This window comes from Halobacteriovorax sp. JY17 (assembly GCF_002753895.1).
GTDB lineage: Bacteria > Bdellovibrionota > Bacteriovoracia > Bacteriovoracales > Bacteriovoracaceae > Halobacteriovorax.
In genome coordinates, this window is sequence record NZ_NJER01000001.1 from 946,751 (window position 1) to 963,700 (window position 16,950).

Below are 16,950 nucleotides of genomic sequence, written 5' to 3' on the forward strand. Positions count from 1 at the left end.
CTTGGGGCCCTATTTTTTATTCTAACGTATAATTTATAATCAATGTCCTAACACTAACCAGAGGAAGAATACTTATAAGAGAATCAAACGGTCCCTGCTTAAATGTATAATTCATATTCTTAACCTTCTTACAGTCGATCTTCTTTTTTTCTAAAATCTTCTCTAGATACTTCTCACTCTCAGAACCAAAACTAATGATTGTATCTTTGAGGATAAGACTTTCGCTCTCATGTTCCTTAACAAGACCCTTGGAGTAGCATCCCTTGGGATTTAAGGTTAGAGAATGGGAGCAACTTGTAAGTAAGAATAAAATAAGAAGATACTTCACTCTCTCACTCCATAACCTTTAATTTCAAAACGAACAGGTTTATAAAGACCAAGCGTTGCATATGTCCAAAAGACATCCATAAATTCCTGATACTCACGAACTTCAACTCTGGCCGCAGAGAAAACTCCATCATCGGCGAGTTCGTTATCAACATTTACAGTATGAATTGCAGGAAGCATTCCCCAAAGATAGAAGTTTCTCTTTCCTAGATTTGAAGCCTTGCGATTATGCCCTTTTTGAGGAGCAATATAAGCATTAATATTTCCAGCTGAAGTATAATGGATTTGAGAACATGAAACGAATTGAAAGCACAGAGAGAAAATAAATAGAGTTGTACTTCTTTTCATAGATTCCAGTTTTTTGTGGTTACAATCTATTGTTGAATTTTAAAACTTCTCTGTCAACTCTAGCTTATCTTCCTAAGAATTTAGGATCTCTCTTCTCTTTAAAGGCCTTAACCCCTTCGAAGTGATCTTCAGTTCTTTGAGAGATTCCCTGCATAGTACTTAGAAGTTCTAACTGCTCATTGAGACCTGAAGTTCGTCCAGACTTAAGGGCAAGTTTTGTAAGTGAAATAGCAACAGGACCATTACTTGAGATTTTAGAGGCCAAGCTCTTTGTAAACTCTAGTAGTTTAGAGCTTTCAACTTGATAATTACTAAGTCCCATTTCCTTAATCTGTTCACCGCTATAAATATCACCAGTTAGAAACATTTCCATAGCACGAGTATAACCAATAACTCTTTGAAGAAAGAATGTTCCACCATCACCTGGGACAAGAGAGAGCTTAGAGAAAGTTTCTCCAAATTTTGAATACTCACTTGAAACTCGCAAGTCACACATCATCGCAAGATCACAACCTGCTCCAATGGCCGCCCCATTAACCATCGCAATGATAGGAGTGCTTAGAGATTCGATGGCGCGAGGAATTCTTTGTATACCTCTAGTATATCTCTTTCTAAGCTCGTTAGACTCTCCAGCGAACATTCCGCTCTTTGATTCCATCGCCTTTATATCTCCTCCTGCACAGAAGAATTTCCCTGCTCCAGTTAAGATAATACAACGAATAGAATCATCATCATCAGCAAGAGATAGCACCTCCTCTAAAGAATCAATCATCTCATCTGTAATAGCGTTGGCCATAGAGATATTATCTAGAGTTAAAATCAGTGTGTGATTTTCTTTTTCAACAATGAGATCTTTAAATTCTTTAGAGTACATATTACTTTCCTGATGCGAGATAAGCGGTGAGATATTTAGATGCCGTCGTCTTATTAAGTTCCTGAAGTATATATCTTGACGCTTCAGCGAGCTTCTTCATATCGACACCTGTTGATACTCCCATACTCTCAAGCATATAAACCACATCTTCAGTTGCAACATTTCCAGTTGCTCCTTTTGCATAAGGACAGCCACCAAGACCAGCGGCAGAACTATCAAAGTTGATCGCTCCCATTTCAAGAGAGGCCAAAATATTCGCCAGAGCAAGACCACGAGTATCATGAAAGTGCATTGAAATTTCACTTGGTGAATAATCTTTAAAGACACGCTCTAGAATATTTTTTACTTGTAGAGGATTGGCCACTCCAATTGTGTCCCCAAGAGAGATTTCATAACACCCCATCTCTTTAAGAGCTTTCAATGTGTCCATCAAAACTTCAACAGAGGTTTCTCCTTCATAAGGACAACCAAAGACAGTTGAAATATAGCCACGGACCTTAATTCCATTCTCTTTTGCAAGCTTAACAACTGGAATGAAACGTTCAAGGGATTCTTTCGTCGTTGCATTTATATTCTTCTGATTAAATGAATCAGACGTTGCAGTAAAAATGGCAATTTCAGCTACACCATTTTTAATAGCAATCTCCATTCCCTTCTCATTAGGAACGAGACATGGGGAATTAATTTTCCCAAAGTAAGGTTTCCCCTTAATAGTATTAAATAACTCTGAGGCATCACCCATTTGAGGAATTTTGTCTGCTCTAACAAAGCTGGTAATTTCAATTGTTGAAAGTCCAGCATCTACCAGCATATCAATAAATTTCTCTTTTTGAGCACACTCTAAAATAACTTTTTCATTTTGTAGTCCATCTCTAGGTCCTACTTCAATAATACGTGCGCTCTTTGGTAATTTATTAAACATTTATTTTTCCTCTTGATCTAGATCAACGAGATCAACGCCTCCGGCACATTGCTGTCCTTCAGAGAAGTGAATGGCCGAAATCTTTCCATCAGAATTGGCCTTAATTGTATGCTCCATTTTCATGGCCTCCATAACAATTAAAGAATCCCCTTCTTTAACACTATCACCAACCTTAACTAAGACTTGGAGAATTTTCCCTGGCATTGGAGACTGCATATGTCCAGCGCCCCCAGAACTAGTCTTCGATCTACTTCTAAGTGGCGACTCAATTATTAACTCTTTACCAGCAACAACGAAGTTATTCTCAAAGTGAGAAACAAGAGTATTCAAATCTCCAGAAATATAGCTCTTAACATCATCTACTCTTCTATTAGAAAATGAGTAGTGCTCTCCATTGAAAGTAAATTCAACTCTCCCATCTCTATTTAGAGAGAGATCAATTTCAACTTCCTTAGAATTTACGATTAATTTCTTTTTCATATATTTCTAAATCCTTGTAATCTGCTCCACGATGAATCTCCAGTTAAACTAACTCTATTCTCAGTCTGAGAGTCGGCCAAGAAAGCAGCAATTGCAGCCGCGACTTCTCTATCTTCTAAATCAACTGGTCTTAATAATTCACTATAAGTTTCAATAAAATGAGTAAATGTATCACCTTCTCTAAAAGGCTTTGTATCAACGATTCTCTTTAAGTAGTCTCTATTTGTTTTCACTCCAAGAAATATGACCTCATCTAAAGAATGTAGAGTTTTACTAATGGCACTATCTCTATCCACTCCCCAACAAATCAATTTGGCGAGCATTGGATCAAAATCAATAGTGACTTCGTTACCGTCAATATAACCACTATCAAGACGAACACCATTTAACGTTGGAGCGCCAACATGACCAATCTTACCAATGGCCGGCATGAAGTTATTGTCAGGGTCTTCTGAATAAATTCTCACTTCAATAGCATGACCACTCTGAGTGATTTCTTCTTGTTTCATTGGAAGTGGCAGACCTGCGGCCACAAGAATTTGAAGCCTAACCAGATCACTATTAGTCACCATCTCAGTAATTGGATGCTCTACTTGTAGACGTGTATTCATCTCTAAAAAGAAAAACTTTCCGTCAGCGTCCATAATGAACTCTACAGTTCCTGCACCTTTGTAATTAATTCCGGAAGAAATCGCCACTGCTGTTTCACAGATTGATCTTCTTAGATTTTCATCAAGGGCAGGACTTGGCGTTTCCTCAACAACTTTTTGATGACGTCTTTGAATAGAGCACTCTCTTTCAAAGAAATGTAAGTGATTTCCATGAGTATCACTCATGACTTGAACTTCTATATGTCTTGGATTTTGAATAAATTTTTCAATGAGAACAATATCATCACCAAATGAATTCAAGGCCTCTCTCTTAGCAGAAGCTAGAGCATCACTAAATTCTTCTTCTTTCCAGACAACTCTCATCCCCTTTCCACCACCACCAGCAGAAGCTTTCACAAGAACTGGAAAACCAATCTCAACTGCTGCTGCTTTTAGAGTAGCTTCCGTCTGATCGTCACCATGGTATCCTGGAATCAGAGGGATTTTAATTTTTCCCATTTCTACTTTAGATGTTTTCTTATCACCCATAATCTCCATGCTCTCAGGAGTAGGCCCAATGAAAATAAGTCCAGCATCAGTGACCTTCTTAGCAAACACAGAGTTCTCCGAGAGAAAACCATAACCAGGGTGAATGGCCTTAGCTCCACTAACCTTTGCAATCTCAATGATCTTCTCATGATTAAGGTAAGTCTCACTAAGTGGCCCCATTCCAAGAGAGAAGCTCTCATCACTTAAGAATGTGTGTGGATAAGATTTTTCAGACTCTGTATAAATAGAGACAGACTTAATTCCCATCTCTTTACAGCTCTTCATTACTCTAAGAGCAATCTCTCCACGATTAGCGATTAAAATTTTATCAATTTTCTTTAAGATCTCATTACTCATTAGGAATCCTTCTTCCAATTAGGACGTCTCTTTTCAAGAAGAGCATTCATCCCTTCTTGGCCTTCGGCGCTAACTCGCCTCTTGGCAATCGTTTCGCAAGTATACTTTGATAATTGCTCATAACTTGTATTTGAAAGGGCCACAACATTACTAATTAAACTCTTAGCTGCGACTTGAGCACCTGGAGCGGCCTTTAGAAATTTCTTAACCAACTCTTCTGTGTCATTGTGAAAATGTCTCTCAAGACTTACTTGATGAACAAGCCCAAGTGACATAGCTTTGGCAGCATCAAATCTCTCACCAGTTAGAAAAGTTGCTCTCGCATTTGATTCTCCGATTTTTGCTATAACAAAAGGAGAGATTACTGCCGGAACAAGTCCAAGTAGAACTTCCGTAAAACCAAAGAGTGCTTTTTCACTAGCGATAACGTAGTCACACACAGCAACTAGGCCCGCACCACCACCAAGAGAAGCTCCATTGATTTTCCCAATGACTGGCTTTGAAAAACTATTAATTGTTTGAAAGAGATCAGAGAGCGCCTGACTGTCTTTAATATTTTCCTCTTCAGAGTAGTCGATCATAGACTTCATCCAATTAAGATCTGCTCCTGCACAGAAAGACTTACCCGCTCCAGTAAGAACAACTAACTGAACTTCTGAGTCTTCGTTCATCGCTTGAAACCGACTTGTCAGCCCTAGGATAAGCTCATCATTAAACGCATTGTGGATCTCTGCTCTATTTAAAGTAATCGTGGCCACACCACGATCATCACATTCATATAGATATAATTCACTCATACTCATTTCCTACATTCTAAAGACGCCAAACTTAGTGTCGGCGATTGGAGCGTTTAAAGAAGAGCTGATGGCAAGACCAAGAATATCTCTAGTGTGGGCCGGATCAATTATTCCATCATCCCAAAGTCTCGCTGTTGAGTAATAAGCACTTCCCTCTTTTTCATATTTGTCTAAAATTGGTTTTTCAAATTCTGCAATTTCTGCTGCGGACATTTCACTCTTACCGCGGGCCCTAAGACCGTCTTGTCTCACCGTTGAAAGAACTCCTGCCGCTTGCTCACCGCCCATGACGGAAATTCTAGCGTTAGGCCACATCCATAGAAATCTTGGTTGATACGCTCTTCCACACATTCCATAATTTCCCGCTCCAAAAGATCCACCAATAATGACAGTGAACTTAGGAACCTCCACAGTAGAAACCGCCGTAACCATCTTAGCACCGTGCTTAGCAATTCCTTCACTCTCATATTGCTTACCGACCATGAAGCCCGTAATATTTTGTAGAAAAACCAGAGGAATTTTTCTCTGCCCACAAAGTTCAATAAAGTGAGCCCCTTTTTGAGCACTTTCGCTGAAGAGAATTCCATTATTGGCGACAATTCCTACTTGATGCCCATGAATGCGAGCAAAGCCAGTGACTAGAGTTGTTCCATACTTCTCTTTGAATTCATGAAACTCTGAGCCGTCAACAATTCTCGCGATAATTTCTCTAATATCAAAAGGCTTCTTTGTATCGTGAGGAAGAATTCCGTAGATCTCTTCCATGCTCTTTACAGGAGCGCTATATTCTTTTGTTTCTTTTTGACCTGCCAGAGCACCTAGAGAAGTGTAGTTTAAATTCTCTACAATATTTCTCGTAATAATCAGCGCCTCTTCTTCATCTTCTGCGTAGTGGTCGGCCACTCCAGATTCATGAGTGTGAACGTAAGCGCCCCCTAAGTCTTCCGCCGTAACTTCTTCGCCAGTTGCGGCTTTTACAAGCGGTGGCCCACCAAGAAAGATAGTTCCATTTCCTTTTACAATCACCGACTCGTCGGCCATTGCAGGAACGTAGGCTCCACCGGCAGTACAAGATCCAAGAACCACTGCAATTTGTGGAATCCCCTTAGAAGACATTTGTGCTTGATTATAGAAAATTCTTCCAAAGTGATCTCTATCGGGAAAGACTTCATCTTGCATTGGAAGAAATGCTCCTCCCGAATCAACAAGATAAATACAAGGCAATCTATTTTCTAGCGCAATCTCTTGTGCTCTTAAATGCTTCTTAACGGTCATTGGAAAGTATGTTCCACCCTTTACTGTAGCGTCGTTGGCCACAAACATACACTCAACGCCGTGAACTCGACCAATTCCACAAACAACACCAGCACTTGGAACATCAGTCTCATACATACCGTTGGCCGCAAGACTTGAAAGTTCAATAAAGGGAGAACCCTCATCTAGAATTCTATCAATTCTCTCCCTTGGGAGAAGTTTTCCTCTTTCATGATGACGAGTGACGTACTTCTCGCCTCCACCTTTTTTCACTTGATCGATATGTTCTAAGAACTCGTTTCTAAGTTTTAAATGAAATTCTTGGTTTTCTTTGAAGTCGGCACTGTTTGTGTCAATTTGGGAGTTTAATACATCCATATTTAATCCTAATTTATGATAAGAAAGTCTTATCATTTTAATAAGATATGAACGATTGTGACAAGGCAAGCAGGGTCAATGACCCTGGGCGCATTTGGAAAAAATTAAGGATTTCTAGAGTTTTAAGAGATTTTGGCAATAATTGGCCGAAATAGAGATAAATTCCCTATCAAACTTGCTCTTTCTAGCTACGGAATACTGAGTCAAACCAAAGAGATATTTTGAGTACACATCCACCCAAACACTCTCCGTTTTAATATTGTAAGGATTGAATTTCTTCTTCAACTTCTGAGAAACCATATAATATCTTGAAAGCGCCTCGATAAGAGGAACTTCAAACCAAAGATCCTTCGCAATTCCTTTCTCTCTAATTCCAGGACAAGTATCTAAGAAAACTTTGGATAAATTCTCTTTTATAGTTTTACTCTGACTTATGATTAAAGAGTGCACCACAACTTGAGTGAGAAATTCCTCATCTAACATTTCTGCATGCTTTATTGGGTTCACTCGGAGAATCACTCTTCCACCTTGAAATGCAATAGAAGGCCTCTCAGTTTGTGGCCACCATACAAGCTTTATTCTTCCCCCTATGATTTTACTAGTTGGAAGATCAAAGAATTTATCTAGCTTTTTAATATTTGAAGTCATTTTTGATTTCTTAAGAATCCTCTCAAGCCTCTTCGCCTCAGAGGAGAGAATCGTACTCTCTTTTACAATCACCGAAATATTCTTCTTAAAATGTTTATAAACACTCACCAATTCTTTTAAATCATCAATCTCTATGTACTTCTTCTTTTTTAAAAGAAGAAGTCCTTGATCAAGTGACTTAACTCTTGCAAAAGTTCTCGATAAAATATCAGCAGAGATTGTTGATTCAGAAAAGATTGAATTTTGCGCTTTAGGATATTCTTTATAATATTTAAGTCTTATAGCTTTATACTTCTCAAGCATATCTTTATCGGCGCTTGTTAGCTGGAAGGTCTTCTCGTAGTAATCACGGTATTCTTTAGGTGTTCCTTCCTTCCAATTTGAAATGCCATCGACAATCTGAAAGACGTCAAAGGCCTCAGAGTAATCAATGAAGCTTCCTTTAGAAAAAGTATTTAAGCAAAGCCCCAAGCAGAGAATAATTTTTAAAAGTACTTTAACCATACATGCCTTTATAGTGCTGCTTTAAGCTCATTGATAATCGCCATCTCATCAGTCATTACCTTCTTAAAGAAATCATTCTTCGCAAAGTGTTTATCTCCATGGAAGATAAATGAGAGTCTCTTAATTTCACTTTTTATTTCTTTAGCAGTGAAATTTGTATAATCCTTTCCTGTAATTTGTTTTAAAACATTCTTTACACCTGCAATAGATTTATAGGTGTAACCTTTCACGGCTTCAGAAGGGAGCTTCTTAACTAGAGTATAGTTCTTCAAAACAAATCCTGAAACATCGTCTTTAGTATTAAATGTATTAGTACTTTGCCCGGTTTCTTTTTTAGGAGCTTCTTTTTTTGGAGCTTCCTTTTTTTCATTACGAGAAGCGGCTTTTCTTCTATTTTGCGCACGATTATTACTTCTGGAAAAACTCTGTTCTGGCCCACTCTTAGGCTTAGCTTCGGCCTTGGCCTTAGTAGATTTACTTCTTTGGGCACGTCTATTAAAGCTCCCATTATTAGATCTCTTAACAGGTGTTGAAGAAGTGCTTCTAACTTTAGCCACAGCGGTACTAGTTGGAGGAGTTTCTTTTGTAATTTTAAGTGTCGTCTCTGCTGACTCAAGAAGCTCTGTAGAACTTTTAGTCGCATTGGCCGCCTTAGTAGTATTCGATGTATTTGTATAAAGAGCGACACCGGTCTTTGCACTCTTAGCAGATTTTGCCACAAAGGCCAAAGGTTGAATAAGTGCAACTCCTCCGGCGATTAAGGCTTCATTCTTGGCCGAGTCAGCGTTATCACTATTGTCAGTATGCTGCTGTAGTGAAATTGATTCTGTTGCAAAACTCCCACTAGAAGCGTCGCTGACTTTATCAGCATCGACATAATTACTCACGGCCATTGCACCTTCTGCAGCAACTAATGTCCCAGAAGCAGCTGCAAGACCAACACCTAAAGGAGAACCAACACCTGTTGCAATTAGCGCCGCAGAGACAACTAGTCCCGCGCCACCCGCCGTCACTTCACCTATTCTCCAAAATTCATCGCTCGAATAAACATCTAACGATTCCTTGCAGAGATAAGTTGCATAAATACTTTGTAATTCAGGGTTAGACCTCTCGTTCTTTAGAAAATTTCCAAGAAGATATGGTCTATACTTAATTAGATCGTGAATACCATCTTCAATATCACTATCATTCTTATTTCTAACCATAGAATGATAGTCACTCAACTCGTCGAGCATAAGTTCTTTGTAATCATCCATTGCTTCATCAATATCTTTTCTTCCAACAGGAGTGAAAGCAATATTATCAATTTTACCTTCAGCACACTTTTCGGCCAGCCCATTGCTAAAAGGAAAAATATCGCTCTTAAAATGATCTGTGGCCATAATCCTAGAGAGATTCATTTGATCTGAATCTAAGAATTCCTGATACATATTAGTCATTTCAACTTGTTTATCTTGATAGTAAGCTTCTTCAGAATCAGAGTTTACAAATGTTCCCGCATCAATTTTAATGCTTGGATCATTCGACTTAACTCTCTTTGTATAGTCCGTATTTATTCTTTGGCAGAGGCCATTTATTTTATCAGAGAAGCTATTCAAGTTTTCTACAATTTTTCCCTTATCAATTTTTGAATTATCTAAATTCCCTTTGTCTTTTGCTTTTTTAAAGTCCTCTATGGCCTTGTCAATATTCTGCTTATAAGGAGCGGCCTTAAGTCTTGGATACCGAGATAAGACAGTATTTATATTTATCTCTTCTCCAAATTGATTCATAGTAAAGAGCAAGTTCTTCAATGTTAATTCCACTCCAGCATTTACAGAGTCATTCAATATTTGTTTTGGAAATATTTCCTTTGAAACATTATCAAATTCAGACAAGAGTTGATCTAGCTGTATTGAACTTATACTTGTATCGATTTCTTCTGAAGAACATTTTCCGTAATCAACCATCTGATCTATAGAGTTTCGTCTACTAGCAAAGAATTTTGAAAAAGCTCCATCTTTAGATGCTGTGTACTCTCTTTGACATCTATCTAAAATCCCTAGTGCCTTATTTGCACTTTTGACTGCGACCTTCTGTGCTTCAACAACTTCTTTCTCTTCTACAACAACATCTTTTCCAATCGCATTCAATCTCTCTCTTAGAGCGTCGCAAGTGTAATTATGATCATAGTCCTCACCTTCACGGTAAGTATCAGAACAGAACTTTTCAACACTCTTGATATACTCATCAAGAAGAGCAGGATTATCTTTTAGAAATTGCTCTCCATCTCTGAGTTCTTTAGTTCCTTTTGTTCTATCAACACACTTCTGTGTAAGCTTCTTATAAGTTCCACCAGTTTCAATACACTTTCCCTTACCTGATTCATTTGCACCAAAGAGAAGTGGATTACATCTAAATCTATCTCCACCACATGAATCGTAACTAAAGTTTATAACTCGGTTACAACTCTTAGGAGTAGAATTCTTATTTAATTTACATTTTACATTTGATGCCCAAGTTGAATCACCATGATACTTAGGAGACTTGCAAATATCTCCTTCCATTCGACTAGGCCATCCTCCGAAGAAACACTTCTCTCCAGCCGCGTAAGCATTAGAAATAAATAATTTCTGAATCATAACGAAGCTAGATTCTTCATACTTATTATTCTTTTCAATATCTTTTGAAAAATCGATAAAGGCATTCTTCACCATTCTGATATGATGAATATTAACTTTCTGCTGACTAAAACGCGGGAGCGTAAATCCATACGAATAAGAAGAAAGTGCAAAGAGAATAAGATAAGAAAGTATTTTCATACTATTTCTATCGGTTATTTTTCCAATAAACTTTATCTTTACAACTAACTGATTTTACGTTCTTTCTGCAAGTATCTTTGTTATATGTGCCCTAATAGTCTTAAGAGCGTAGAGCTTCAATCTCTCATCGAGTCCTTCGTAAACAATTCCTAGAATCTCATCTTCGCTGCAACCGCTCTCCAGTAATTCAGAGATTTTCTTCTCTCTCATCATTCTGTGCTTAAGAGTTGTCTCCAGTTTATTAACTCCACCAATAGCAATTCCGTGGGAAGGAATAACAAATGTTGGCGAGAGATCAATCACTCTCTTTAGAGAATTATAATACTTGGCCATATCCCCTTCGGGGGCACCAATAACTACAGTACCTACTGTCTGAATGAGATCACCAACAAGGAACCAATTAAGATTCTTAGGGGCCAGTGCAAGTTGCCCTTCATCGTGACCAGGAACTTCAAAGATTTGGACTTCACTCCCAAGAGACTTCGTTAGAATATCACCTTCTTTATAATATTTAAGAGAGAGATCTTGAAAGTAGTCTTTCCCATGCTTTGAAAGAATTCGAGAATGAGTATCACGACTTAGACCAATTTCGACATTGTAGAGTTTAGCAAGCTCAACTGCATATTCATGATGATCAGGGTGATGATGAGTAAGGAAAACCTCATTAACTTTATACTTCTTTAAATGAGTTACTAATTTTGAAAGTTCAGCTTCATCTCTTGGAGATGGATCAATTAGAACAGAATACTCCTCACCTATAAGAAAGCAATTTGTTCTATTGGCCGGAGGAAATGTATGAGAGAGCGGAAGAAATTGTTTCACTCCGTAGATACTCTCGATCATTGGAACTTCCGTCTCAGGGTTATGTTCTAGGGAGAGATCAAGAACTTCCTTAAAGTGTATATCAAGAGCTAAGTTTTCTAAGAGTTTTACCGTAGGAGGAACAGCGAGAATTTCTCCTCTCTTATAAGTTTCTAAAATGCTAGTCGCACTTTCCCAGCCAAAACTCATGGCCTCCCCACTATCAACTTCAAACTTAACGGGAGACTTTAATTCAATTCTAAGAAAATGAGTTTTAAATCTATAGGGATTAAATTCAGGGGTGATTGCAACCCCCACATCTTCAATGGAGATAATACTTTCTAAATTAGAGCAGAGATCAAAATTCAACTCTTCTTTCATCTCTCTTGAAAGCGCACTATATAAGTGACTAGGAAGATCACCAAATACAGAAGGGACTGTGATATTACTCTCTCTATCTTCTTTATCAACTTTTCCACCGGGAAAAGCCGTATAACCAGGGAAGGCCTTTAGATAATTCTGTCTTCTAATGGAGAAAATATCTTCACCACTTGTAAAAATAGCACTAATCGATTCTCGCATCACTAGTAACTCGCTCCCAATTTCTCATTGGCCTTCTTATAACGAACTTCTCTATAGCCTTTAATATTTTCTAACTTCTTCATCTTTGAATAACTTGGAATATCTGCCGCAGTTTCTTTGATTAATTTCTCTCTCACTTCTGCATTGATCGCCCTTTCAGTTCTATGCCACGCAGGCATGAGCATTCTTAAAATTCTTAAATGCCTCATAGATTTTAACATCCAAGGTTTTGGGCTAATATCAAATTCAATCTTCTTACCAAAGAGATCAAAGCCTGGTCGATTGATAAAGACTTTCTTAAACTTCTTCCCAATATTTCCGTAGGCCAATTGGTCGGTCTCTCTCTGCATTGGGCTCACCATGAGATGCGCCACATACACCTCATCTTTAACCCAATAAGTTCGAGCAAGAGTCCTAAGGGCCATAGCTTGTTCACTCTCTTCAACACTTTCTCTTATGAGAAGAGCATTTTGAATAAAGTTTTGAACCTCCATTCCTCTATTGTAGATATACATATCATGGAGATAGGTTGCTATGTGATTGCTATTAATATTTGGAAACATTTTTGAAAGCTTTGAGTAATTCTGATTAAAGAGTTCAACAAAGGTCTCTTTATTCTGCCATGGTAAGAATGAAGCTCTAAGACTTTCTTCTAGAAGTGCAAAGTGATTAAACTTTGACTTCTTCTTTTGAAAATACTGATCGCGAACAGATTGGTCTCCATTTAAGAATACTTTTCTTCCAAGATTAAAGGCCAGCCAATTTGTTTCAGCTTCGCCTTTTTTAATGGCGCTCGAAAAAGCTTCCTTCATATTTTCAAGAGTAAATGGCAGTCTCCCACTTTGGAAGGCAACTCCTAGAATCATCGCCGACGCGTAAACACTCTTTCCTAAGATATCATTGCAGAGATCTTTCATCGCAGAGAGTGAAACTCTCTCCCCTAAATTATTCTTTAAACTCTCTCGAAGCTCGGCCTCTGTGAGAGTCTCGGCAACCTCTCCGTTATCTAAGAGAATTGAAAGTGGGATTTGAAATTTCTTATCTATAATAGCAAGTCCATCGTCTCCTAGAAAGTGAAGCTGTCCACTTGCATCTAAGAGGTCTGGAGAAACAAGGAGATCAGCACTAGCGAGAGGTGTTACCGCTCCTCTAGATAAACCCTTCTTATAAATAGAGAGATGTCCTGTTACATTTCCATTTCTCTGGGCAAGTCCTTTTTGGTCCATGAATTTAAAATCTAAATCATCTCTTCCATTCATTGATTTTGCCGCGTGAGAAAGCACTCTAGAAATTGTCGTCACTCCAGAGCCACCTACACCTGTCACAACCATACGCCAGTCTTTACCACTTGCTATATCTTCAAAAGATTTAATAGTATTTGGAAGCTCAATTGAAGAGTCATCAAAGGAAATTTCCTTATTATTCTTATACTTTGTTGGGTGATAATCTAAGACTTCCACCAATTCAAAACTTGGACAGGCTTTTATTTTTGTACAATAGCTATCGGCCACACAAATCTGAGGGTCAATTGAAACTTTAGAACCGTAGGCATCGTGAATTTGAGTAAGCCCTGGACAACCAGTATTCTCAACACACGCTCTGCAATCTTCACACACGGAAGTATTGATTTGATAGAAAGACTTCATCTCAATCGTCTTACCAGTTCCTGTGAGTTTTCTCTCTTTCGCTTTCATACGACCGTGATAAGTAAGGCCGCATTCTTTATTAGAAACAATAACCTTCACCCCTTTTTTATGGATATAATCCGTCAAGAGATTCTTATAGAAGTAGCGATCACTTGGATTCACATCTATGGCCTCAGTCACACCGAGACCTTTCACAACAGAGAGCATGCTCTGTCTCGTTCTCTTAATTCCCTCAACAGAAATTCCTGAAGCCGGAGACATTTGGTGCCCAGTCATCGCGGTATTATCATTATCTAATAGAATATAAGTTATATCGTGACCGATTTGTAATGAGTTCGAAATATCAGTTAATCCCGAATGAAAGAATGTTGAATCTCCCATTAAAACAACTGAAGGGTTATCAGCAAATATATCGACTCCCGCCCCAAGGGCTCCACCTTGTCCCATGGCAGAGAGATTATGCATCTCCTTAAACGGAGGAAGAAATGAGAGAGAGTAACAACCAACATCTCCGTGAGAGAGAAGGTTTAACCCTTCCTGATCTTTTAAAACTTCTCTTAAATCTTTTAAGAGAGAAAGCGTTTCCCTATGGGGACAGCCTGGACAAAATGTTGGAAGTCTTCTTGGCAGATCGAGCCCAAGTGAAATGCTTGAGTGCTTTAAATCCTTACACATATTGATATCAAGAAGGTCTAGTAAGACCTTTGTCTTATCTCTTACAATTTCAAAGCTAAGGCCGCCGTGAGCAGGAAATCCCTCTCCTTCATTGAATTTCTTTCCATGAATTTTTATATTCACACCGTGCTCTACACAGAATGATTTAAGTTCATTTTCTAGAAAACCTCTTTTCTCTTCAACAACAATAAGAGTATCTAGTCCTTGCAAGTAAGGTAGAAGCTGCTTCGTAATTAAAGGGTATGAGCAGGCCACTTTATAAAGACTAAAGTGATCTATCAGAGCGCCCTCTTCTAAGACTTGTTTCAATGTTTCAAAGACGACACCAGTTGAAATAAATCCAACCTTTGAATCTGTCTTTCCAAAAATTTCATCAAGTGAAAGTTCTGCTAAAACTTTTTCTACTTTAGGAAAACGCTCATTTATCATCGAGACATCGGCCTTTAGTGAATTTGGCGGAACCATGACGTTCTTAGAAAGGTCAAATGTTGAAGGGTCAAGAGTGACGATCTCTCCGTCAATTTCTTTGGCCTCACCAACTTCAACACGCCCCCCGCCTTCGGCCATATAAGTAGTAAGAAGTAATCCTTGATAAACTGAAGTTCTCTTAGAGATTTCAAGAGCTATCTTCATCCAATCTTTTAATTCTTGTGGCGTCGATGGCTCCAGAAAAGGAATATGTAAATGCTTGTACAAGTATCTTGAGTCCGCCGGAGTTGAAGTTGACATGGACCAAGGATCATCACCAACAACAATAACCACACCTGGGTAAATTTCTTCACCAGTAATAGGATCAATTTTCACAGCACCAGGGTTTGCAAAGTTTCCAACTGAAAGTGCATCTGATGCCACGTGAAGTCCCATGGACTTCATGGCCACTAAACAATCTTTTCCTGCCTGTTTAGAACCAGAGGCCATGGCCGCCGCATTGGCCTCGGAGTTTGCAATAGAAACTCTGATTCCTCGTCTATGAAATTCATCTTTTCTTTTATAGAGAATATTAAAATAGTCGGCCAAGGGAGAGCCTGGATAGCCCGTATAGAGATTGAATCCAGCTTCAAGTCCGCCTTGAACAATGAGTTCATTGCCGTTTAATATTTCAATAGACATATATCTTTCCTAAATCAGTGTTTTTTTGAGCATAGTATAAGAAAAAAGGAGGTAATCTGTCACTTCTTGTAAATATCTGGTCGTGTCATAGCGCACACGCAAATAGTTTTCACAATAAAAGAGAAAAGTGCGTCATTTCACCTCAACGCACCTTGAAACTCCATTAAATCTATACCAAAATAACCCATAAAAAATTAACTCTTAAAAAGGGGCGCATAGTGTCTAATACTCATTCTAAAATAGGTGAAAAGAACCCATTAGGAATCTTAGCAATAGATCACCTAGAATTTACTTGTGGAACTTTAGAAACTCCAACTAAAGACCTCTTCTATAAATTTGGTTTTTCTAAAACTTATGAGAATACTGAGCTTCATTCAGAGTTATTTTCTCAAGGTCAAGTGCGCTTCCTACTCGTCTCAGACAATAATCCAACATCACATACAACAACTTACTTTAAAGAACATGGAGAGGGAGTTTCAACAATTTCTTTTCTAGTTGAAGATTGTAAGCATGCCATTAAAACTGCAGTTGAAAGAGGTGCTGAAATGATCTCTGACACTAAAGTTGTTGAGTGTGAAGAGGGAACATTTCTAACTGCTTCAATAAAAGGTTTTGGTGATGTGATTAATGAATTCGTTGAAAGACCAAATTCACACTTTCGCCCAGGCTATAAGAAATTAGAAAGTGACGCTAAGGCGCAACCTCTTACTAATAGAGTCGCAAGAATTGACCACCTAACTAATAACGTTCCTAAAGGCGAGATGGAAAAGTGGGTAAAATTCTACCAAGATATCTATGGAATGGTTCAAACAAGATACTTCGACATAAAAGGGGCTAAGACAGGTCTGAATTCAAAGGTTGTTCAGCTTGAAAATAGCTCCGTCATTATACCAATTAATGAACCAGAAGTTGAAGGTGGTAAGTCACAAATTCAAGAATTCCTAGACATTCACAAAGGTCCAGGGGTTCAGCACATTGCTCTTACTTGTGGAAAAATTCTTGGAACTGTTCCAGAACTCATTAAGAGAGATATTACATTCCTAGATATTCCTAGTTCTTACTATGAAATGATTCCATCACGTGGAATTAACGTAGAAGAAGATTTAAAAGACCTAGAGTCTGCCAAACTTCTTGTTGATGGAGATGCTGATGGATACCTTATTCAAAACTTCACACAAACATATGTAGGGCCACTCTTCTTTGAGTTTATTCAGAGAAAGAATAATGACGGTTTTGGAGAAGGAAACTTCCAAGCTCTATTTGATGCAATCGAAAGAGATCAAGTAGCAAGAGGATATCTGGAATAA

The 16,950-nt window shown here is 38.3% G+C and carries 13 protein-coding genes; 1 reads left to right on the forward strand and 12 read right to left on the reverse strand.

Annotated elements, in window-relative coordinates; all coding sequences use genetic code 11:
• Window positions 1–16: 16 nt before the first annotated feature.
• The 12 genes from CES88_RS04230 to CES88_RS04285 all read right to left on the reverse strand — a co-directional run bounded on the left by CES88_RS04230 (window position 17) and on the right by CES88_RS04285 (window position 15,643).
• Window positions 17–328, reverse strand: coding sequence for a hypothetical protein (locus tag CES88_RS04230; protein WP_290731402.1), 312 nt, complete (start codon window positions 326–328; stop codon window positions 17–19).
• Complete coding sequence (locus CES88_RS04235; RefSeq protein ID WP_290731405.1) at window positions 325–675, reverse strand: hypothetical protein; 351 nt, start codon at window positions 673–675, stop codon at window positions 325–327. The genes CES88_RS04230 and CES88_RS04235 overlap by 4 nt, the downstream gene beginning before the upstream one ends.
• 64 nt (window positions 676–739) lie before the next feature.
• The gene (locus tag CES88_RS04240; protein ID WP_290731407.1) at window positions 740–1,549 is read right to left on the reverse strand and encodes an enoyl-CoA hydratase-related protein; all 810 of its coding nucleotides are present in this window, start codon (window positions 1,547–1,549) and stop codon (window positions 740–742) included.
• Window position 1,550: 1 nt separating this feature from the next.
• Entirely contained in the window at window positions 1,551–2,471 is a 921-nt protein-coding gene (locus CES88_RS04245; RefSeq protein ID WP_290731410.1) for a hydroxymethylglutaryl-CoA lyase, read from the reverse strand.
• Window positions 2,472–2,951 carry an acetyl-CoA carboxylase biotin carboxyl carrier protein subunit gene (locus CES88_RS04250; RefSeq protein ID WP_290731412.1) on the reverse strand — a complete coding sequence of 160 codons (480 nt, stop codon included), beginning with the start codon at window positions 2,949–2,951 and terminating at the stop codon, window positions 2,472–2,474.
• The gene (locus CES88_RS04255; RefSeq protein WP_290731414.1) at window positions 2,948–4,447 is read right to left on the reverse strand and encodes a biotin carboxylase N-terminal domain-containing protein; all 1,500 of its coding nucleotides are present in this window, start codon (window positions 4,445–4,447) and stop codon (window positions 2,948–2,950) included. Before CES88_RS04255 ends, CES88_RS04250 begins: the two co-directional genes overlap by 4 nt.
• Complete coding sequence (locus CES88_RS04260; RefSeq protein WP_290731416.1) at window positions 4,447–5,244, reverse strand: enoyl-CoA hydratase-related protein; 798 nt, start codon at window positions 5,242–5,244, stop codon at window positions 4,447–4,449. The genes CES88_RS04255 and CES88_RS04260 overlap by 1 nt, the downstream gene beginning before the upstream one ends.
• Before the next feature lie 9 nt (window positions 5,245–5,253).
• Window positions 5,254–6,876, reverse strand: a complete 1,623-nt coding sequence (locus tag CES88_RS04265; RefSeq protein ID WP_290731418.1) for a carboxyl transferase domain-containing protein — start codon at window positions 6,874–6,876, stop codon at window positions 5,254–5,256.
• A 114-nt stretch (window positions 6,877–6,990) separates the two neighbouring features.
• Window positions 6,991–8,028: a hypothetical protein gene (locus CES88_RS04270; RefSeq protein ID WP_290731420.1), complete on the reverse strand. Its 1,038-nt coding sequence runs from the start codon at window positions 8,026–8,028 to the stop codon at window positions 6,991–6,993.
• A gap of 8 nt (window positions 8,029–8,036) precedes the next feature.
• On the reverse strand, window positions 8,037–10,829 hold the full coding sequence (locus CES88_RS04275; RefSeq protein WP_290731422.1) for a hypothetical protein: 2,793 nt from the start codon (window positions 10,827–10,829) through the stop codon (window positions 8,037–8,039).
• A gap of 54 nt (window positions 10,830–10,883) precedes the next feature.
• Window positions 10,884–12,212 carry an MBL fold metallo-hydrolase gene (locus CES88_RS04280; RefSeq protein ID WP_290731424.1) on the reverse strand — a complete coding sequence of 443 codons (1,329 nt, stop codon included), beginning with the start codon at window positions 12,210–12,212 and terminating at the stop codon, window positions 10,884–10,886.
• Between the two features lie 2 nt (window positions 12,213–12,214).
• Window positions 12,215–15,643 carry a thiamine pyrophosphate-dependent enzyme gene (locus CES88_RS04285; protein ID WP_290731427.1) on the reverse strand — a complete coding sequence of 1,143 codons (3,429 nt, stop codon included), beginning with the start codon at window positions 15,641–15,643 and terminating at the stop codon, window positions 12,215–12,217.
• Between the two features lie 218 nt (window positions 15,644–15,861).
• Here CES88_RS04285 and hppD point away from each other — a divergent pair, with 218 nt between their 5' ends.
• Window positions 15,862–16,950 (forward strand): 4-hydroxyphenylpyruvate dioxygenase, encoded by a 1,089-nt coding sequence (gene hppD / locus CES88_RS04290; RefSeq protein WP_290731430.1) that lies wholly within the window; start codon window positions 15,862–15,864, stop codon window positions 16,948–16,950.